Origin of the sequence: Paenibacillus hemerocallicola (genome assembly GCF_006265175.1) — a bacterium.
Lineage (GTDB): Bacteria > Bacillota > Bacilli > Paenibacillales > NBRC-103111 > Paenibacillus_AB > Paenibacillus_AB hemerocallicola.
On the sequence record NZ_VDCQ01000024.1, the window covers coordinates 46,848 to 66,002 of the forward strand.

17 protein-coding genes and 1 pseudogene are annotated in these 19,155 nt (G+C 50.0%); 15 read left to right on the forward strand and 3 right to left on the reverse strand.

All coding sequences use genetic code 11. From position 1 onward, the window contains the following. Positions 1-44: 44 nt before the first annotated feature. Positions 45-401, reverse strand: coding sequence for a helix-turn-helix transcriptional regulator (locus tag FE784_RS17880; RefSeq protein WP_139603594.1), 357 nt, complete (start codon positions 399-401; stop codon positions 45-47). A 149-nt stretch (positions 402-550) separates the two neighbouring features. Between FE784_RS17880 and FE784_RS17885 the strand changes: the two genes are divergently transcribed. From FE784_RS17885 to FE784_RS17895, 4 genes are all read left to right on the forward strand, one after another. Beyond that, positions 551-2,935, forward strand: a complete 2,385-nt coding sequence (locus tag FE784_RS17885) for a glycoside hydrolase family 31 protein (RefSeq protein WP_139603595.1) — start codon at positions 551-553, stop codon at positions 2,933-2,935. A gap of 924 nt (positions 2,936-3,859) precedes the next feature. Beyond that, positions 3,860-4,465, forward strand: a complete 606-nt coding sequence (locus tag FE784_RS17890) for a GNAT family N-acetyltransferase (protein ID WP_139603596.1) — start codon at positions 3,860-3,862, stop codon at positions 4,463-4,465. Positions 4,466-4,526: 61 nt separating this feature from the next. Continuing rightward, the gene (locus tag FE784_RS40945; RefSeq protein ID WP_176706324.1) at positions 4,527-4,676 is read left to right on the forward strand and encodes a hypothetical protein; all 150 of its coding nucleotides are present in this window, start codon (positions 4,527-4,529) and stop codon (positions 4,674-4,676) included. Positions 4,677-4,811: 135 nt separating this feature from the next. Then, entirely contained in the window at positions 4,812-5,129 is a 318-nt protein-coding gene (locus FE784_RS17895; RefSeq protein ID WP_139603597.1) for a hypothetical protein, read from the forward strand. A 296-nt stretch (positions 5,130-5,425) separates the two neighbouring features. On the opposite strand, the gene FE784_RS17900 is transcribed toward FE784_RS17895, so the two are convergent. After that, a complete protein-coding gene (locus tag FE784_RS17900) occupies positions 5,426-5,791 on the reverse strand; it encodes a MerR family DNA-binding transcriptional regulator (RefSeq protein WP_246132078.1) in 366 nt (121 codons plus the stop codon). Positions 5,792-6,035: 244 nt separating this feature from the next. Between FE784_RS17900 and FE784_RS42435 the strand changes: the two genes are divergently transcribed. The 11 genes and pseudogenes from FE784_RS42435 to FE784_RS17945 all read left to right on the forward strand — a co-directional run bounded on the left by FE784_RS42435 (position 6,036) and on the right by FE784_RS17945 (position 17,708). After that, entirely contained in the window at positions 6,036-6,164 is a 129-nt protein-coding gene (locus FE784_RS42435; RefSeq protein WP_281287120.1) for a hypothetical protein, read from the forward strand. Further along, positions 6,165-6,413, forward strand: coding sequence for a hypothetical protein (locus FE784_RS17905; protein ID WP_139603598.1), 249 nt, complete (start codon positions 6,165-6,167; stop codon positions 6,411-6,413). A 207-nt stretch (positions 6,414-6,620) separates the two neighbouring features. Next, a pseudogene (locus FE784_RS42640) lies at positions 6,621-6,777 on the forward strand (aldo/keto reductase); the annotation flags it as partial. A 328-nt stretch (positions 6,778-7,105) separates the two neighbouring features. Continuing rightward, positions 7,106-7,933 carry a helix-turn-helix domain-containing protein gene (locus FE784_RS17915; protein WP_139603599.1) on the forward strand — a complete coding sequence of 276 codons (828 nt, stop codon included), beginning with the start codon at positions 7,106-7,108 and terminating at the stop codon, positions 7,931-7,933. 91 nt (positions 7,934-8,024) lie between these two features. Then, positions 8,025-9,338: an ABC transporter substrate-binding protein gene (locus tag FE784_RS17920; RefSeq protein ID WP_139603600.1), complete on the forward strand. Its 1,314-nt coding sequence runs from the start codon at positions 8,025-8,027 to the stop codon at positions 9,336-9,338. 66 nt (positions 9,339-9,404) lie between these two features. After that, positions 9,405-10,250 carry an FAD-dependent oxidoreductase gene (locus FE784_RS17925; protein ID WP_176706325.1) on the forward strand — a complete coding sequence of 282 codons (846 nt, stop codon included), beginning with the start codon at positions 9,405-9,407 and terminating at the stop codon, positions 10,248-10,250. Then, positions 10,231-12,093 carry an FAD-dependent oxidoreductase gene (locus FE784_RS17930; RefSeq protein WP_176706326.1) on the forward strand — a complete coding sequence of 621 codons (1,863 nt, stop codon included), beginning with the start codon at positions 10,231-10,233 and terminating at the stop codon, positions 12,091-12,093. Before FE784_RS17925 ends, FE784_RS17930 begins: the two co-directional genes overlap by 20 nt. A gap of 794 nt (positions 12,094-12,887) precedes the next feature. After that, positions 12,888-13,904, forward strand: coding sequence for an aminoglycoside phosphotransferase family protein (locus FE784_RS17935; protein ID WP_139603603.1), 1,017 nt, complete (start codon positions 12,888-12,890; stop codon positions 13,902-13,904). Between the two features lie 49 nt (positions 13,905-13,953). Then, on the forward strand, positions 13,954-14,121 hold the full coding sequence (locus FE784_RS42870) for a DUF6061 family protein (protein ID WP_425465551.1): 168 nt from the start codon (positions 13,954-13,956) through the stop codon (positions 14,119-14,121). Positions 14,122-14,493: 372 nt separating this feature from the next. Then, positions 14,494-15,375, forward strand: coding sequence for an AraC family transcriptional regulator (locus tag FE784_RS17940; RefSeq protein WP_139603604.1), 882 nt, complete (start codon positions 14,494-14,496; stop codon positions 15,373-15,375). Positions 15,376-15,788: 413 nt separating this feature from the next. Beyond that, positions 15,789-17,708: a hypothetical protein gene (locus FE784_RS17945; RefSeq protein ID WP_139603605.1), complete on the forward strand. Its 1,920-nt coding sequence runs from the start codon at positions 15,789-15,791 to the stop codon at positions 17,706-17,708. A gap of 68 nt (positions 17,709-17,776) precedes the next feature. Here FE784_RS17945 and FE784_RS17950 read toward each other — a convergent pair whose 3' ends face one another. Next, entirely contained in the window at positions 17,777-19,141 is a 1,365-nt protein-coding gene (locus FE784_RS17950) for an ABC transporter substrate-binding protein (RefSeq protein WP_176706327.1), read from the reverse strand. Positions 19,142-19,155: the final 14 nt, after the last annotated feature.

The window sequence follows — 19,155 nt, forward strand, 5'->3', positions numbered from 1 at the left end:
TCAGTTACAGACCCCTCCGGGCAAGAACTGTCAGGCTCCGTTGTTCAGACTTTGTACACGCCGGGTGAAACGCCCCAATATTTTCGGAACACTTTAGCCAAGTAGCTGGAATCCTCAAAGCCGAGCGCTTTTGCTACATCGTTCACCTTGAATCCTTGCTGCAGCATATTTTTGGCATGTTCCATTCTGCGCATCATGACGTGATCGGAAAACGTTTTACCAGTTTCCTTGCGGATCAGGCGACTCAGGTGGGACGGGCTGACATGAAGCCGTTCCGCGATGTCTTGCAAATTGATCTGGTCCTCCAGTTCCCGCTCGATCAAGTCGAACGTTTGACGGACGAGCGGGTGAAGCCCTGTCTGCCTTTCCAGGATCATCTGCTCGGTTATGCGATCCATCATGCCGCGAAGAAGTTCGCGGACTGATTGTACCGTATCGAGGTTCCGCGGACAAGTTCCGGTTTGCAGCTGACTTATCGATCAACCTCCCGTTTGCAATCTTGATCTGTATCGGCGCTCCGCTTTCGCCGGGATCGGTCAGGCAAAGCGACATGGTTCCTTCCATCCGATCGTATCGCCAGCCTTTGTCGATTAACGAGGACGGACCGGACCGTTTTTTCGGAAGCTCGGCGCACGTGAACGACCGCCCGGATTCGGTTGAACCGATGGACCGGGACGGGGCGTACAGCGTCGAAGAGACGGACGCCGCGATGACCGTACGAACAGAGCGCGCTTCGCTGCGGATCGACCTGACGGACGGGAGTCTCGTGCTGCTGGACCGGCGGGGACAGGTGTTGACGCGCCATGCGAGATCGCCCTGGGCGGACAAGCGAAAAGGCTTCGGAGCCGAACTTGCGCTGGCCGAGCAAGAGCGCTTTTACGGGCTGGGCGACGAGTCGCGGGAGCGGCTGCAGAAGCGGGGACACCGTTCCGGCATGTGGGTGGCCAATGTAAAGCGTTATGCCCCGATCCCGTTTGTGATGAGCAGCGGCGGGTGGGGGCTGCTGATCAATACGACATGGCGGCATTGGATCGATATCGGCCAAACGGCGGCGGATCGTCTGCGTTTTTGGGGACGCGAAGGGGAACTGGATTATTTTCTGTTTGCCGGCGACAGCTTGGCCGACTTGCTGCACAGCTACACCGACATAGCCGGCAAGCCGCAGCTGCTGCCGATATGGGCCTACGGCCTGACCTTCGTCTGCAACCAGCAAGCGAACGCCCGGGAGATGATCGACGATGCGCTGAACATGAGGCGGGAAGGTATTCCGTGCGACACGATCGGCCTGGAACCCGGGTGGATGGAACAGTTTTACGACTTTACGACGAGCAAAAGTTGGCACCCGGAACGATTTTTCATTCCGAGGCATATGCAGGACGGCGGCCCCGCCACCTTCTTCGGCCCGCTGGAGCGGATGGGCTTCAAGCTCAGCTTGTGGTTATGCTGCGATTACGATGTTAGCTGGGAGGAAGAGCGCGCCTGCATACGCGCGGCGGAACTTGCCGGCGGGGAAGGCGGAGCGGGAACGGGAGCGAATTTCGCTCAACCAGATGCAGCTGCGGATGGCATGGCCAGTCGTGACGCGGACGATTACGAGCAGGACGTGGAACTCCAATACCCCGTATATCTGGATACCGTTACAAAACAGGACGAGCCCTGGTACGAGCACCTTAACCGTTTCGTTCGGCAGGGGGTGTCCGCCTTCAAGCTCGACGGGGCGAGGCAGGTGCTCGATCATCCCGACCGACGCTGGGGCAACGGCATGACGGACGAGGAGATGCACAACCTGTATCCGCTTTTGCTGGCCAAGCAAATGCACAACGGCTTTCGCGAGCAGACGGGCAGGCGGCCGATGATTTATACGGCAAGCGGATTTACCGGCATCCAGCAGTTCGCGGCCACTTGGGCCGGCGACACCGGCGGCGGACCCAAACCGCTTGTGTCTCTGCTGAACCATGGCTTATCGGGACATGTCAACACGAGCTGCGACATGGACGTATTTTCGCCGGCCGGCATCCATTTCGGCTTCCTGCAGCCCTGGTCTCAGGTCAACAGCTGGGCGTACTGGCGTCATCCGTGGCTGCTTGGAAAAGAACTGCTTGACACGTTCAAAATGTACGCCAAGATGCGATACCGCCTGCTTCCCTACATTTACAGCGCGGCACATGTCGCGGCCCGTACCGGCATGCCGATCATCCGGGCGATGCCGCTGGCATTCCCCGACGATCCGCGTTCGGACGACCTGCTGAACCAATACCTGTTCGGAGATTCCTTGCTTGTTGCGGCGTTCACTAACGAGGTGCATATACCGGAAGGAGAATGGATCGATTATTGGACCCGGGAAACATACACCGGTCCTTGCGAGGTGACATGTTCAATTCCTCCGCATGCGGGAGGACCGTTGTTCGTTCGCGCCGGTTCTATAATCCCTCTATGGCCGGACATGGATTACGTAGGGGAGAAGCTGGTGGAACGTCTGGAGCTCCACGTGTATCCGCGCGGCGTCTGCGAGTTTACGCTGTACGAGGACGACGGGGCTACTTTTCGCTACGAAAGCGGCGAAGTAGTGGAAACGAAAATGGTCTGTACCGCAACGAAGGAGCATATCGCCGTTGAACTCGGGCCCCGAAAAGGGAATTATGATGGCATGGTCGGGAATCGAAGCTACGATCTAGTCCTGTATATGGAAAATAAGCCGTCTCAAGTCTTGCTAAATGGTGCAGCATTGACGGAAGCCGATTCCAGTCAGCAGGATGCGGGAGAATCCCCGGACTTGTCGGCAAACTCCTGCTTTGCGGTTTGGCCAGAGTCAGGTTCCCTATTCGTCGAAACGGTCCGGGACAAGTGGACGTATGACCGTAAGCGGGGATTAGTACGTCTTCATGTCGAGGAGGACAGACTGAAGCCTGCATTGGGCATTGAACTACTATGTTGATTCATATGTAACGAAGCTAAAATTTTAATCAATTTCAAATATTTTTAGAAAAACACGAAAAAAACGTCATTATTAAAATGGCGTTATTTCGTTTGTAAAAAACTACGATAGCAAGATCAATCATCAAGTAAGCCGTATTGGGACAAGAACATATATGCATTGCCGTATCGCTAATAATTTGTTCACATAATAATTCTTATGTATTCAAGTCTCGAGAGCTGAACAAAACAACAACCGTGAGGTTGTCGAGTTGATTGGCGGCCTGTTCCACTCCCTCGATATGATTTGATTTTCTCGCGCAAGCTCGTGTATTCGCAGGATTTCATCCTCCTTAGTAAGGATGATGTACGAAAGAGCGTTTAATTGGCAGGGTTTAATCGTTAGAAGGCATGCGGGAACAGAGGTGGTAGTAGCTTCACCTAAATCGTTCCAAATGCTGCACGTATTCTCCACATGACCCCTAGCGATTCTCGCTCCCATGTCTCAACGGGTCTAAGCCCTATCATTCCTTCGTCACATCCTAACTAAGGAGTGGAGGTCGGTGGTACAGGTTGTACAGGATCCGGAGCACTTTCCGTTCAATGTCACTGAGCACGGTTCATCACCCCGGAAGCAAACGTTTGTTCTTATTTTACGCGGATCTTCGGGATGGCAACTCAGGGTGAGGCTTTTTTGTTTTTTCAAGATCGCTTTCACGGGGCTTTTGCCTGATGAAAAGTCATAGCGCTCTCGGGAAAGACCTCGTGGAAGCGAAGGTCAGCTTTGTCGGTGTTGCGCCTTTTCAGACGAAGAATTGTGGTGTACCATGGAGTTACACTCGCCGTATCGATCGCCGTGTTCCACGAGCAGATTAGCGCGATGAAATGGGCCGTCTGTGCGTTCATATGGTCGGCATCGTTTTCTGGCTGAAAGGATAGACCGCTTATGTTACGATTTGTCGCTTACGAACCAAGCATGCGGGCGGAGTGGGACAAGCTGGCGCTCGCGAAGGGCACCGTCTTTCATACGACGGCATTCCGCGACGTGCTGCTGCGGGCGTACGCCTACACCTGCGGCTACCACGCCGTTGTCGATGAGGCCGGACGCATTCATGCGCTCCTGCCGCTCGTCATCGGGCGTAGCCTCAGCTTGAAGAAGGCGGGCGTGTCGCTGCTGATCGGCGGCATGCTGCTGCTGACAAGCCCGAGCAACGAGACACTGTACTACCCGTATGGGGGGACCCTGACGGAGTACAACAACAAGTACTTGAACAACTTCATGTACTGGGAGGCGGTCCGCTTCGGCATCCGCAGCGGCATGAAGTATTTGGACCTTGGCCGTTCGCCGACGGGCTCGAGCCACTACAAATCCAAGGAGAAGTGGGGCGCGAAGCCGCAGCAGCTGACCTACCTCGTCTACAGCGGCGGGGCGGCTGAGCAGGGCACGCCCGACAAGGAGAGTCTCAGCTTCTTTATCGAACTGTGGAAGAAGGCGCCGAGCTTCATGACCGACAAAGTCGGCGGCGTGCTGATTAAATACATTTTGCCATAAACGAATGCGGAGGACCGAAAGACGATGAGCAATTTCAACTGGCAAAGGCGTGATTGCGATTATGGAGCTAAAACAACAAATTACTGAACATGTGATGATAGCTGAGTTTTTGAAAGCTGAAATCGATTCGCAAAGATACGGCTCTACAATTAAAAAAGCGCTGGGTGATTTTGAAGATAGTATCATTTCTAACCCAAATATGAATGATTAGGATGAAAATAAATACAGAAAGTGGTTACTAGGCGAGGTCAGAGGATATGGAAAAAATAAGGCCTTATTTGAGAACTTCCCTTCTGAAATAAATTGGAGAATAGCGGTATTTAGTAAAGAAGATCTCCAGTCCGTTATGTATATTGATTATAGCTATTGGAACGAACTTTCAAATAATACGCGACTTCCCTCGGATGCTGCTAAAAATGTATTAAGCAATGTCGAGATATATGGTGTGAAAAATGATGGCTTCTTAGAATTAAATTCAGTAATTAAGCAGGGCAAAACCTTTCCGAAGATGATTTTTGTTTCCCGTAATGAGAACTCAAGGATTGTTGCATTAGAAGGTCATGCAAGGTTAACTGCATACTGTATCGATACAGAATATATCCCGCCAGAACTTGAAGTCATAATTGGATTCTCGGAAGATATTGTTGCCTGGGATTTATATTGAATATCAAGGGATGGGCAACAGTTAAAGAAGGGGTCCCGCCAACAAAACGCGAAAAACGTACGCTAAGCGAAGATTTATTCAATTAAGCCGGAATTTCCGTACGCTAAGGAAAACCGGCTTATTTTCAATATTGCAAATGAATTATGGAAATTCAACTCATAAGGGTAAATCCAGCGTTTCTGTCATAAAGTTGCCATTCACCGCGGGAAGACAATGTTTTAAATGAGTAGAGTATCTAAAGAAGACAGCGTGGAGGCATTAAGGGACGTGCGGATGGCAGAATAATCCACCTGTTTTTATTTTAAGTGTGGTAAAAAGGAAGTTGAATTTGCAAAGTCATCTATATATCTCATCATTTCTGATATGCCATTCATTTGATTTACCAATTGCTCATTTAGCTTCTGAAGAGCCACCTTGAAGGATCGTTCAATAACAGTTAGATCATGTGTCTCTAAAGCCTCAAGCAACTGTTTCATGCTTTCAATAAAATAGACGGTTTTCCTTAAACTGCTTAGCACAATAATCTTTTTTAATTCCCGCGACGTAAAGGCCCTATATCCGTTTTCCGGGTTCCGCTTAGAGCGAATGAGCTCCTCCTTTTCCCAATGTCGAATAGCGGATGGGTTAACACCAGCGATAGCGGCAACCTCCCCGATTTTCATCTCTTCCGTTACCTGCACATTCCTGTACTTGGAGAAGTCGGTTTTTTGGTGCTAATATGAAGTCTCTTGGCAATTTGTTTCGGAGTAAAGGTTTTGTCCATTCGCGAAATCTCCTTTAAACTCAAACCTTAAAGTTTAGCAACAATATTATATGAAATAACGGCTGTTCCCACAACGATTCTTGGTAGATCAAACGAAATATTGCATGAATGTTGTATGATCAAAGTTGGAGGGTGATTTGTTCATGGAAAATTTGACGGCAGAAGAAAAGCAGCAGTCGGTTGAAGCGTTTAAGTCGATTATTCGTAAATCGGAAATGGCGCTTTCCCATATGAAAACAGATGCGCCACAGACGAGGTTGCTTGAGAAGTGAATGAAGTCTGCTCGGATTGGCGTAGATACGCTTCTTGCACGTTGGGAAGGCCAGGAATTGGATGTCAGCAAAACAGATTTAATTGAAGCAAAAAAGGAGCTAGAGGGCTTGCTGTTGACACTTCCTTCATTTCTTAAGAAATCAAAAGCGGGCAGTGGGCAGCGGACCTACATTACGAGAAGGATAAACACTTTTAAAGTTGCAGTTTTGTATATGGACGTTTTGATTGAAAAGTTGGAACAAGTGTAATCGACAAGAACTGTTGCACATTGTGAGCGATAAAATGGTGCGATTACCCCGTTATCTGATGGGAAGCCGGTGATTACTTACTCGGTGAAGCAGGATGTTTTCTGATTGTAAATCGTAAAGCTCGGCGAAAGCAAAGGCTTTGGACAGGTGTTGTTTCGCCGCTTGCGCAAGCGGATCACAGAGGAGCGTCTCGCTGCAGTGCACAAGCTGGGCGTGATCGCCGGCGATTTGGGGCTTACACCAATTATCACTCGCTTGGGTGCTGCGGCAACCCAACGTATCAAGTGCGCTGATCGGCGCGAGGCGTCCCGATCAAGTGGAGGAAAATGTCGGCGCCTCCGGCGTCGTGCTGTTGGAGGACTAGAAAATATAAGTAATAAGGTCCGCGTAAATCGCGGATTTTTTGCCGTAAAGGGACAAGAAGATATATTGTTTCCCGAGATTGGGAATAGTTCTTAAATTTAGACAAAGAAATTAGCGAATGGCGATGGTCCTGGTACAATACAATCCGGAAGGATGTCTTTATTCTTATCCAAGAGAGTGACATTTGACAAGTATTAGCTAGTTTTTTATTGGCCTTTTAACTGTGGCAAACGAGGTTCGGATTTTAATGATATAGGACTGTTTCGTTTGTATTATAACGAGAAGTAAGATGGTATAGTACAGTTAACCTTTCATGAGAGGGAAATACAATGTCTTATTTGAATCATCTGTTGTGGGATGTGCAAGCGGATGTATTTAGTGGCTGGGACCGTTCCCAATTGCCGAAATGGTCGTATAGCAATGTGCATAATCCTCATTTTCGCATTTGGTATGTTCAGCATGGTAAGCTTCGAGGGAACTTGGACGGGTGCGAAACGGATGTCGGCGCAGGCGATGTTTGTTTCTGGCAGGCTGCCAAGGAAGTACATTTCCGTAATTGCAGTGAAACCGAACCAGCCGGCTATATCAGCGTGTTGTTTACGCTAAAGAGCAGTCAGGGCGTTCCTTTGCGGTATTTGCCGGGCCTTCCCGTGGTCATGCACGACGTGGACGTTCCATATGTAATCGGGATGCTGACCGATATCGTCCGTGAACTCAAACGAAGAGATGTTGCTTATCGTCTGGCCGCCAGATCCAAGATTCAGGAGCTGCTTGTTCACTTTGCCAGACATGTTCATGTTCTTGATGGATGGCAGATGAGCCCGGATTTTCGACTGCAGCCTGTCGTTGATTATTTGACCACTCATCCTGACGTTTATGTAACAAGTGCGGATATGGCCAAATTGCAAAATGTCAGCGAGGTTCATCTGCGCCGAATGTTCAAGCGCTGGCTAGGAACTACCCCAAACAATTTTGTTCAGCAGTTTAAGGTGGATCAAGGCATTAGCCTTTTGAAAGAAAGCGATTATTCGATTAAAGAAATCGCTTTCCGCCTTGGTTTTGACAGTCCGAACTACTTTGCTACAGTGTTTCGCCATTTTGCCGGCTGCAGTCCGCGCGAATATCGGAAGATGCTGCGCACGAATATGAATCATTAGAATGTGCATGAAGCTTTCCAACGTAGACATTCATTCACTCGCGATTTCAAAAACGTTGGTATTGTACCTAAAGCTATAGGGGGAATTTGAAATGAGAGCATCCGGTATGTTCTTGGCCGCGCTGGCGCTGATTCTTTTGGCTGGCTGCGGCAGTGATAAAAAAGACAGCTCCTCCGCTACACCTTTGGAGCCGGAATTAAGCAAAGATCCGGTCACGCTTACCTTTTTTAACTATGCGGGAATTAGCGACCTTACTTTCCAGACACTAATCGAAGAGCCGGTAAAAAAGAAGTATCCGTATATTACGATTAAGATGACTGAAAAAGGGGTGAGTTTGCCTGACCTGGTGGCAAGCGGGAATCCGCCTGATCTGATTCATGCAACAAACGGCGTGGCATTGCAAGCAGTAATCGATCTCAAGCTTTACGCAGACTTGACTCCGCTAATGAAGAGGCATAAGTTCGACTTGTCGATTTTCAAAGACGGAGTCATTGAGGATATAAGGCGACAATCCGCCAATCGAAATGAAATCGTCGGATTGCCGGCCAATAACAATATGGCCGCCTTATACTACAATAAAGATATTTTCGATAAATTTGGCATCCCTTATCCGCGTGATGGGATGACGTGGGATGAAACGTACCAGCTTGCCAAACTGCTTACGAGACAGGAAGCAGGTGTAGCCTATCGTGGTTTCACCATGCAGCATACGCTGTTGCTCAACAACAACCAACTTTCGCTGCGCCTTCTCGATCCGGCAACCGACAAGCCTTTACAGAACCAGGACCAATGGGCTCGCCTGTTTCAAAATTGGAAACGTTTTTTCGAGATTAGCGGCAATGAATTGACAGATATAACGTACGGCAGCGGCTCGAATGATTTTCTGAAAATACGCAATGTGGCGATGGCGGCCTGGGGAAATAGCGTAGTCGGCATTGAAACGATGAATGATCCTTCATTTAACTGGGACATGGTGACGCTACCGGTTTTCCCTGAGGCACCAGGAGTGTCGACGCAGATGCATACCCCGTTATTTATCATCTCGCCGACTACTAAACATATGGATCAGGCGTTTCAAGTTGTAGCCGAAATGTTCTCGACTGACGTACAACTGCAAAGCGTAAGAACGGGAAGACCGTCGTTGATGAAGGATGCCATGTACAATCAAGCGATCGGAACAGACTTGCGCTCAATGGCAGACAAAAACAAACGCGCTTTTGCCGACATGAAGCCGGCAAGTTATCCTGAGCAGCTGTCGTCCTATGAATTGGTGGCGAGAAACGCATTTAATAATCAGTTCAAGGAATACTTGCTCGGTCTTAAAGATTTAAACACGGCGCTGCGCGTCGCGACGGATCAAATGACGAAAGATGTCGAGGCCGAAAAAGCGAAACGAAAAAATTAAGCAACGATAGGATCAGCCAAAGAGTGGGAAGGCGGTTTGGCCGTTGCTGTGAAGGAGGACACCAAGGTGCATCATGATTACAATCTGTTGGTTTGCGGCGCGACGTTCGCCGGACTTGGCGCCGCGCTGGCTGCACAGGCCGCCGGAAGAAATGTCATTCTTATCGAACGATCGGCGTTGCTTGGCGGCGAATTTATAGAAGCCTTCCAATGCAGGCGCGCTGAATGGCTACCCCGCACGGAGACGGGGCGATGGCTGCACCAGCACATGATGGAGCGCGGTATCATCGGTCAAGACGGTTGCTCCGTGTATATGTCGGCACTCCACCCGCTGCTCTGTTTGCTAGTGAGACAACAGCGGCTTCAAGTACGCATGCTTACCGAGATCGTGGAGATCGGTAGAGGGAGGGGACAATATCATGTCGAATTACACGACATTCGCGGAAAAAGTACGATACAGGCCGAGGAAATCCTTGATACTTCCACCATGCGTCTGACTTGCCCCGGGGAGCTATTTACACCCGAATCGAAAAGCATACATTCTTATCTCCATCATCCGGCAGGGATTGAATGGGAGGGAGACAGCGAAGAACAGACTTGTCTTTCCTTTACGACACGGCTTCGCCCATTCCAAGCGACATTGCAGATGGCTGTTTCCGCTGAAGACTCGTGGTCTGATGCCAGACAGCGGTTGCATCGTTGCTGGGCCGATCGCCCGAATGCATGGAAGACTTGGACGATTGCCGCAATCGCCGGAAGATTCGCCTCCCATGTTCCCGCAGGCGTACATCGTTTAGCGACAGGGTGGAATTGGTTCCCGTCGGAAGCCTATGCCAATCCGCTGGACGCCTTGGACCATGGTTACGAATATGGGGCGAAGGAGTGGGGGCAGCATGCCGCATCCAACCTATGATTTTGATGTGATTGTCGTCGGACTGGGCACGGCAGGCGCCATTGCCGCGATTGCTTCAGCGAAACGGGGATTGCGCGTGCTGGGAATCGAACGGTTATCCGCAATGGGAGGCACTGGAACAACGGGAGGCGTACTTAAATACTATTTTGGTTCGACGGGCGGCATGTATGAGGATGTCGATCGGAAAGCGCAGCAGGTTTCCGGTTCGATTTATACGCCGGCGATAGGAATCGGAGCGGAAAGCAAACAATTCGTGCTAGAAGAGGAAGCTTTGCAAGCCGGTGTCGTACTTCATTACGATACGACCGTCATCGATGTGATTCGTACGGATAAAAGGTTACGGGGAGTGGCGTGCTTTTCACCGGAGCGCGGCAAGTATACGCAGACATGCCAGGTTGTGATCGATTGCACAGGCAATGCAGATCTATGTCGTATGAGCGGTTGCAAGATACGGACCGGCAGACAACTGGATGGGATGGTGCAGCCGTTTTCCAATGTGCTGTTTAAAATGGAACGAGATCATGTTCGTACTTTCTATATGGACAGCGGTTATGTCCACACAACTGATCCGCTCGATTTATCGAACAAAATTATGGATTCGGCGTTATCGCCCGCTCATTTGAGAAGCTGCTTTGGCGAGAACGACTATTTTCGAATAGCGCCGCAGATTGGGATTAGAGAGAGCTGTCATATTGAGGGTGAAACCAATGTGACACTTTCGGACATTCTGGAAAATCGCGCTACACCGGAACCTGTATTCTGGGCGTTCTCTAATTTGGACAATCATGGAATTGACTTCGCTTTGGAAAGCAGTCTGCTTCAGGACTGGTCTGTGAACGCCGGGCTGTGGGGGATGAAGCTGAGCGTACCCATTCCTCTTGAAGCGCTGATCCCGGAAGGTTATGATCGTTTGCTTGTTGCGGGCCGTTGTCTGGCAGTCGATCATGATCTTGCCTCTTGCGTCAGGATGAAAAGAGATATGCAAAAATGCGGAGAGGCCGCAGCTGTCGCCGCCTATATCGCTATCCGGGATCAAATTTCTTTGCGCAAGGTTCCGTACGGGGAATTAAGCGCACTGCTTCGAGAGACGGGTTGCTTGGACGATTCGCAATCCGAAGAAGCCCGCTCTGCCCGGTCGTCACCCGGTGACGTTCGGCAATGGATGACGAGCATTGCCGATATTCAAGCCGGATTGGCAAGCGACAGTCCCGCGATCGCGATATGGTCCGCCAAACGTATCGGCGCCGAGCTCGGGAACACCCTCATAAGCTGGATGGAGCAAGCCGACGAGGAACATTTGCGCAAACATAGCGCAATCGCACTCGCTTTGATAGACAGGCAGGAAGCGGCTACTGTTCTTTTGGAAATGGTGCGCGAACGGGATTCCTTTATTCCTGGCGGCCGTTCCAGATTTCATCATGCGCGCGGTTATACGGCTGTCTGTTTGCTGGGTCGTCTGGCTCACCAAGCGGCTATACCCGAACTTGTTCATATCCTCCAGGATTCCGGCTTATGCACCGGAACGAATGGAAAGAAGGGGCATCACCCCTCTGAGGAGGATGAACAGTTTCAATATGTCTCGCATGCAATTGTCGCATTAATCCGTATTGGCGACCGACATCCAGACAGCCGTCTCCTTGTGTCGCAGGCTCTGGTTGATTTCCAAGCACGGCCGACTACGGAGTTTTACATGTCGCTCTGGGGCAATTCGCATTTTTCTTTGAATATGGGCGCAAGGCTGCGGGAAGTCATCGAGCAAGCTTTGTTGCGCTGGTCTGCAACAAACGCTGACTCTCGGACGCAGACGGATTTGACAGAATGCTTCGGCGGTAAAATACATTAATATCAGTTTGGTCGGTACTCCGGATGACTCGTCACTATCTTTGGGTAGGGGCGGGTCTTTTTTAACGATAAGGAAAGTTTAACTTCACTAAAGCACTAAAACGAAGAGAGACTTTCCTTACCAAGAATAAGCTACCGCTAAAACACGAATGCACATCATCGAGAAGGCTTCGATCAAAAGCTTTTCTTATCTGACGAAAGGAGTGTCCATATGAGAAATCAAGTTCTGAGAGTTTGGAGGTAATTTCGGTCGAAGCAGTGGGTGCTTGGCCGTCGGAGCGACCAAAGCTGTTTACCGCCGAGCCTCAGGAGCAGGACACGCCCACATCATCATTCGGCACGCCAAGCCGTGTAGAATTAGTTGCTATAGACATGCTAAAAATCAGTGATATATATCCTGTAAGCGATCGAAAGTCTGCATTTGTGACAATCAAACGGTGCAAAGTTTCGAGGAACACAATCAGGGATTATTAATTCAGAAAAAGCAATAGTTCGTCGTTTAACTTTGTAATTTGAAACTCCATTTAAGAGGCAGCCGTTCAAACTGATCGGCTGCCTTTGCTCACCTAACAGGCAGTAGAGATCAACTATAACCAATAAATCCCTGTATGCTGCCCCGATGCGATATATGATTAAGAAAACTATTCATTGGCGCCAGAGCATTTAGAGCGTTACCTTGTACAGAAGCGGGAAAACAAGTTTGTGGATGATAAATCGGGGTATCTCATGGATAAACGGGCGTGGCAAAAGTCGATTGCCATGCGACATTAGGGTAAAAAACGGAGGATACAAGAAATGAACAACCATGATGAAAGGTTTGTAAAGCCCGAAATACTGGCGCTTGTTTTGAGTAAAATGCTCGACAAGGCGATAATCCGCGCAGATTATCAACTCAAAGTGTTGCAAGGCGGGACAGTAGGAGATGTTCGGCTTGTAACAGGCATGGTTGAAACTTCCGATGGTGAAAATCTGCCGTATAAGGTGGTTTGGAAAACACAGAAAAAATTTGAGCGTTACGGTGATCCGGATTCATGGCGAAGGGAATACGACCTCTATGCATCGGATTTCAAAAAGGTTTTCTTCGATTCGTTCCGTTGTCCGGAGTGTTATCACGCCGAAATAAATGGCGATGAGATTCAACTGTGGATGGAATATATTGATGGTGTGTCAGGCTTAAATCTGACCTCGGAAATGTATGAACGTATAGCCGAGGAATTGGGTCGATTTCAAGGCAAGCTGTACACTGAACGACCAAACGTATTGCAGAATCTGTCCAATTTAAGCAAGGTTGAGTTTACGAAAAACTACTATCTGCGGTATCGGTCATGGAATGTTTTGTATGATTACATACGCTCCGATGACTGCGAAATTCCGAAGCACCTGTGTAAAATGCTCATAGACATAGATAACAATGCGGACGAAATATTCAGTCGCATTGAAAAGCTGCCAATAGTGCTTTGCCACAGAGATTTTTGGGTGGCAAACATATTCTATTCGGACAGTAAAATCGTACTTATCGATTGGGATACCTCCGGATGGGGGTACATGGGCGAGGATATCGCGAGTTTAATAACGGATGAAGCGGATGTCTGTCATATGATTGAATATTACCAGAAATGCATTCCGGCGTATTACAGGGGTTTTTCGGAATATGCGGATGTGTCCCATATTTCCGATCCTTGTATCTATGAACTAATTCTTGCTATGTTCGGATACAGGCTTGTGGAGTGGTATAAATTCGCTGAGTCGCCCGAAGATAAATCAATGCACCTTAATACCTTGCAAAAAATCCATGAGATGAGAAATATGTAGATGAATATAACTATTGAGCCATTAGAAGTAAACAACTGGATGAACGTCTGTGAATTGTCTGTTTCAGAAGAATAAAAGCAAATCCTCCGAGATCGAAGCAACTCTGGAGACACATGCAGCGGAGCGTTTCCGTCTGATCTGGCTAAAGGAAAAAGAGCCGTTTGCCTATGCTGAATTAGTTCTCATAAACGATTTGAAGCGATATGCCGGGGAATAAAGCAGCGCTCGCATCTACGGGGCCGGATGTCGAGGGACAAGAACTTATATGCTTAGAAATCCGCGTAAATCGCGGACTTTTTATTTTAAGGATATATGTTCTTGGCAACACAAGACCGAAGCCGCGAATCCGACAGTAACAACAGTAAATCTGCAAGTGGCCAGAAACGGCCAAATCAAACTGGTAGTTTCCCATTCGTGAGAATAATAGATTAGAAAAACGTCAACTGGTAAAGTAAAATAGAGAAAAGTGGAGATATCCCTACGTCTGTTAACCGGGCGGAGGTGCACCTCCAACGTCGGAACGAAATTCAATCTGGAACGGCTGCCGGCGGAAACGCAGATTTTATACGCTGGAGGGAGGAGACGATTTATGCTGGTAAAATCATTGGCTCATTATAAGCATCCCGACAATTTCCCTTTTTGGATTCAGCGAAACCGTCATGACCAAAGAAGCATGCCTCTTTTGCACACTCACGAATTCGTCGAACTGATTTATGTGGAGAGCGGTCAAGCGACGCATTTGTTCCAAGATACTTCATACGAGATCAATAAAGGCGATATTTTTATGATTAACCCGGGCGAGAAGCACGGTTATATCGTCACTGAAGGTCAGACCATCGAAGTGATCAACTGTTTGTTCCATCCGGATTTTATAGCGTCATATGTGCTTCAGGCGTTACGATTGGGCGATTCGTTCGATTTTTTTTACGTACAGCCTTTTTTAAATCGCGAAATCAGGTTTAACCACAAGCTGAATTTGGTGACGGCTGGCGCTGACAAAACGCGGGACATTCTGGAGGAATTGCATCGGGAAATGACGCAGCGGGATTCCGGTTATCAAGCTCTGGTACAGCTGCGAATGACCGAACTGTTCATCCTGCTGTCCCGCTACTACAACAAGGGGAAGCACAAGCTGCAGATCCCTTCTCCGAACGAACTGCTTGTACATCGGGTCTGTGGTTATGTGGAAAGGCACTATAATCAGAAAATCACGTTGCCGATGCTGTCGAAACTGTTTTACGTCGGGGAGCGCCAGTTAAATCGGCATTTCAATCGGTATCGAGGAACCAGTGTATACGAATTTGTGCAGTTCATCCGGATCGAAAAGGCAAAGCGACTGCTGATCGAAACCGACGACATTGTGTCTGTTGTCGCGCATCGGGTCGGCTATGAGGATGCCGCTTCCTTCGGGAGATTGTTTGTTCGCCAATGCGGTTGTTCGCCGGGCAAGTACAGAGAAGAAAATCGGTAGCCGCATCGAAACCGGAATTGATGATTAACCGTTGTCTGAAGCAGATCGATCCCGGAAAGCGGGAAAGTGACCGGATCGGCACACTGTCTGTCCTTTTCCGCAATAGCCTCTCCTTTCCGTTTTTTTATATAGTAGAGGAAAGCCTGTAGCCCTGACAAGCTCTTCGTCGGAAGGACTTGAAGGGAAGAAAGGAGGCAATACAAGTCCTGCATGCGACTTTACTGCAGGGGGTGAGGTCTTCTCGGGTGGCGAAGCCTATCGTTTCAATAAAAATGAAATCGCTTTCATTTTTATTGAACAGAAACTGTCGCGATGCCGCACTTTCTTGTTTTGGACGAACACGTTTCGTAATAGAGCAAGACAATCAGTAGATTCATGACTGATGCGCAAGAGAAAAGAAGGAGGACTGTATAGTGGAGAACAAGAGGATGAGTCGCAGGGCTTTGCTCGGCACCGCCGCAAGCGCGGGCGCGATGTTGGTGGCGGGCAGCGTGCTTGGTCAAACCGAAGTGCGGGCGACCGCTGGGGAACAAGTGATCGTAGTCGATGACATCGCCGCAATGATAAGCCTGTCATCGCCAGAAGACGGCCAGCTTGTAAGGACGCGAGGTTATTTCGCCTCCGGGGACGGCGGCGGCGCCTGGTACTTCATTACACCAGCTGCCAGTTATGTCGGATCGCCGGACGGCTATGTCGATCACGGGATGATTGCATCGGGCAAAGTCGCCGTTTTGGAAATCTCGCAGGGAATCGATATGTTGCAGGTCGGCGTCCAGACGGGCGTCGACTGCACGGCGCGAGTCCGGGCCGCGTACGCCAAAGAGGCGAAGAACTATTTCTATACCGGGGACATAGCGTCGGTCATCGATTGCGACGACCCCGCTTATCCGACAACCAAGTTCAACGGGGGCATCCGACCACCTAGCGACAGCACCCATTGGTTCGACGGCCTGTTCCGTTTTCAAGCTAAAGCGAGTCCTTACGGCGAGCATGTGCTCTTTAACTTGCAGGGCTGCGAGCACGTTACGATGTGGCGTCCCTGGGTGATCGGGGATATCGGGACCCATACGGGGACCGGTGGAGAGTGGGGGTTCGGTTTTTATATCGCTTCCGGCAGCAAACATATCGCCATCCATAACGGAACTGCCGAGAAGTTTTGGGGCGATGGCTATTATATCGGCGTGTACCCGCACAATACGGCGCTGCCGATCCCCGAGCATATACTGCTTCAGGATTGCATTGCCGATTCCAATCGCAGGCAAGGGTTGTCGATCGTCACCGTCCAGAGTGGACGGATCGTCGGGGGAGATTACCGCAATACCGGGAAGATCGTTTTGACGAACCCGGGTTACGGCATCGATATCGAACCCAACAGTCAGCTCGGGAACAAGATCGACATATCGCTTATCGATGTCAAGACCAGCAACAACGGACGAGGCGGTTTGCAGCTCGTACCAGGGTTCCTGACCGCCTCGAGTACCGTAAATCCCTTATTTGATGTTTACATCGCCAACTATCGTTCCGAGTCGGACGGTCCGGTCGGGGGGCTTCGCTTCGCTTTTCCCGGACTGAGCGGCGGGGTTAACCTGACGAAAAAGATCCGGGGTTCGATCGTGATCGAGAAGGCGATGATCGTGCGGCCGGCACGCAAAGCGGTGGAGTGGGCGCGTTGGGGACCGAATGCGCCCGAAGTGATCGCGACTGATGTCGCCGTACAGGACCCCAACGAAGCGGGCGTTGCCGGCTCATCCTACCCGCAGGAGCGGAGCGCGTTCTCGATCGATATCGTCGCCTCCCATGTGACGAGCGGTCAGGTCCGTATCGGCAAAATAACGCTAATACGTCCGAGGGCCATCGACACCAGAAGCACGCCGCAGATGCTCGTCCCCTTTTGGGCAAATGCGGCATCCGGGGCGTCGATCAACGGCCTACACATTATCGATCCGTATTCGGAAAACGATCTGGATGGCGATCGCGGTTTTTTGCGCCTTAACGTCTCAGACGATAGCCAGCTGACCTATACGGGCCCTCGACCCAGATACGTACTGGATGACGACTTCACCTTAAGCGGCGGATTGCTGGCAGGGGTCGAACTGATGCTCCCGGCCGCCGAAACGGGAACAAAGGATGTACAGCTGCCCGGGTCTGCTGTATCGATCGGGCTGGAGTATGTATTCGCCAACGCTTCCCAGTCCGGAGGAAAGATCCGGCTGCTGGCATCCGGCTCGGATGTCTTGCAGCTGCCGGGAGCGGCGGGAGCGACAAGCTTGCTGATTGAACCCGGCATGATCTGCAAGGCGAAAGCGCAGCTGCCTGGCATTTGGTCGATCTGAGCTACCCAACATGAAGGAGCCTCTAATCCGCTTTCAAAGTGGATTAGAGGCTTTACCGTCCCTGCCGATTATTTCGCGTTTTGCCTTAGCGCGTTAATTTCCTTCGTGGCCTCTTCCTCCGCTTGGCGGAACAGGGAGTTGATGTCGGCTTGTCCTTGTGCCAGCTGTAAGGCGCTAGTTGTATGAAACCTGTCGATAGCGGCGCCATAAGGCGGAGTTTTAAATGCAATCGAAGCCATCTTGTTGTAAAATAAGGCCGAATAATTTTTATTGCTGAAGGTGGATTTGTTGCCGAACGCTTGCTTTACGGTTTCCAGCTTCAATACCGGCATTTGTCCCTTTTCGGATATTTCTTTCTGATACTCTTCGGAAAGCAGGAATTTCAAGGCCGTCATCGCGGCATCCTTGTTCGCACTAAATGAAGTGATGCCCATCTGGAACGGATAAGGCTGCGCGCCCACACCCGGTTTTTCGCGAAAAGTAGGCAGCGCCGCGATGTCCCAATCGAGCTGTTTCATTTCCTCGCCCAAGGCGGAGATCAACCCCGACGAATAGCCGTACATGGCTAACGTTTGGTCCCGTACGAAGGTGTAATGATCGGGTATTTTTTTCAGTCGGATCGTTTCCGCTCGGGCGATTTCATTTTCGAACGGACGGACAAACAACGTTTCGAACAACGGTTTCCAAAGCGGGTTCGTATTAATCGTCGGCTTCATTGTCAATGGATCGACGCTCGGCAGCGAAAACTGGTTCTGGTTGGCGGTGTTGGCCGGATTTACGGTCAAACCGACATAGGAGGTGCCGGCTTCCTGCCGGGTCAGTTTTTTCCCCAATTCGATCGCTTCATCCCAGGTCATTCCGTTTTGCGGAAAGGGGACGCCGAATTTCTGAAACAGCGTCTTGTTGTAGTACAAGGTCATTACGTTGTTTTGAATCGGGAATCCGTAGATCGGACCGCCGGCGGCACCATTCATGTATTCCACATAAACCGGATCCAGATCGGACAAGGGGACGTTATGCTTCTTGATCAGCTCGCGCATATCATATTCCATGCCGCTTTCGATCATATAACGTTCGAAGTTGCCGATAGTGTTGAAGAAAATGTCGAATTTCGTGCCCGAGGCCAGTAAATCCTGCAACTGCGTACCTGTTGCGGCCCGGATGTATTCGATCGTGTAGTTCGGAAATTTTTTTCGCAAGGCGTTGCCGAACGATTGATCGAAGCTTTCTTCGGAGTTGCCGTTATTGGAGTAAAATACAAGCTTGGCTTGTTCATGCTGGCCGTCTTGAGGGGCGGTACCGCCCGCCTCGCGATTGGGTTCCTTCGAAGCTGGAGCACAGCCGGACGCCAGTACCAGCAGCAAGGTTGCGATGGCAGTCGAGCAGTTGACGGCACGCCGGGCTTTGCTTGAAATGGTCGGAATGGGTTTCACGGATTTCCTCTCCT

Bases quoted from the DNA above. Each gene is read 5' to 3' on its own strand.
- FE784_RS17920 (WP_139603600.1), top strand. From the start codon at position 8,025: ATGAGAGCATCCGGTATGTTCTTGGCCGCGCTGGCGCTGATTCTTTTG.
- FE784_RS17935 (WP_139603603.1), top strand. From the start codon at position 12,888: ATGAACAACCATGATGAAAGGTTTGTAAAGCCCGAAATACTGGCGCTT.
- FE784_RS17900 (WP_246132078.1), bottom strand. From the start codon at position 5,791: ATGAAAATCGGGGAGGTTGCCGCTATCGCTGGTGTTAACCCATCCGCT.
- FE784_RS17905 (WP_139603598.1), top strand. From the start codon at position 6,165: ATGAAGTCTGCTCGGATTGGCGTAGATACGCTTCTTGCACGTTGGGAA.
- FE784_RS17880 (WP_139603594.1), bottom strand. From the start codon at position 401: ATGATGGATCGCATAACCGAGCAGATGATCCTGGAAAGGCAGACAGGG.
- FE784_RS17930 (WP_176706326.1), top strand. From the start codon at position 10,231: ATGCCGCATCCAACCTATGATTTTGATGTGATTGTCGTCGGACTGGGC.
- FE784_RS40945 (WP_176706324.1), top strand. From the start codon at position 4,527: ATGGAGCTAAAACAACAAATTACTGAACATGTGATGATAGCTGAGTTT.
- FE784_RS17895 (WP_139603597.1), top strand. From the start codon at position 4,812: ATGTATATTGATTATAGCTATTGGAACGAACTTTCAAATAATACGCGA.
- FE784_RS17915 (WP_139603599.1), top strand. From the start codon at position 7,106: ATGTCTTATTTGAATCATCTGTTGTGGGATGTGCAAGCGGATGTATTT.
- FE784_RS17940 (WP_139603604.1), top strand. From the start codon at position 14,494: ATGCTGGTAAAATCATTGGCTCATTATAAGCATCCCGACAATTTCCCT.
- FE784_RS17885 (WP_139603595.1), top strand. From the start codon at position 551: ATGGTTCCTTCCATCCGATCGTATCGCCAGCCTTTGTCGATTAACGAG.
- FE784_RS17890 (WP_139603596.1), top strand. From the start codon at position 3,860: ATGTTACGATTTGTCGCTTACGAACCAAGCATGCGGGCGGAGTGGGAC.
- FE784_RS42435 (WP_281287120.1), top strand. From the start codon at position 6,036: ATGGAAAATTTGACGGCAGAAGAAAAGCAGCAGTCGGTTGAAGCGTTT.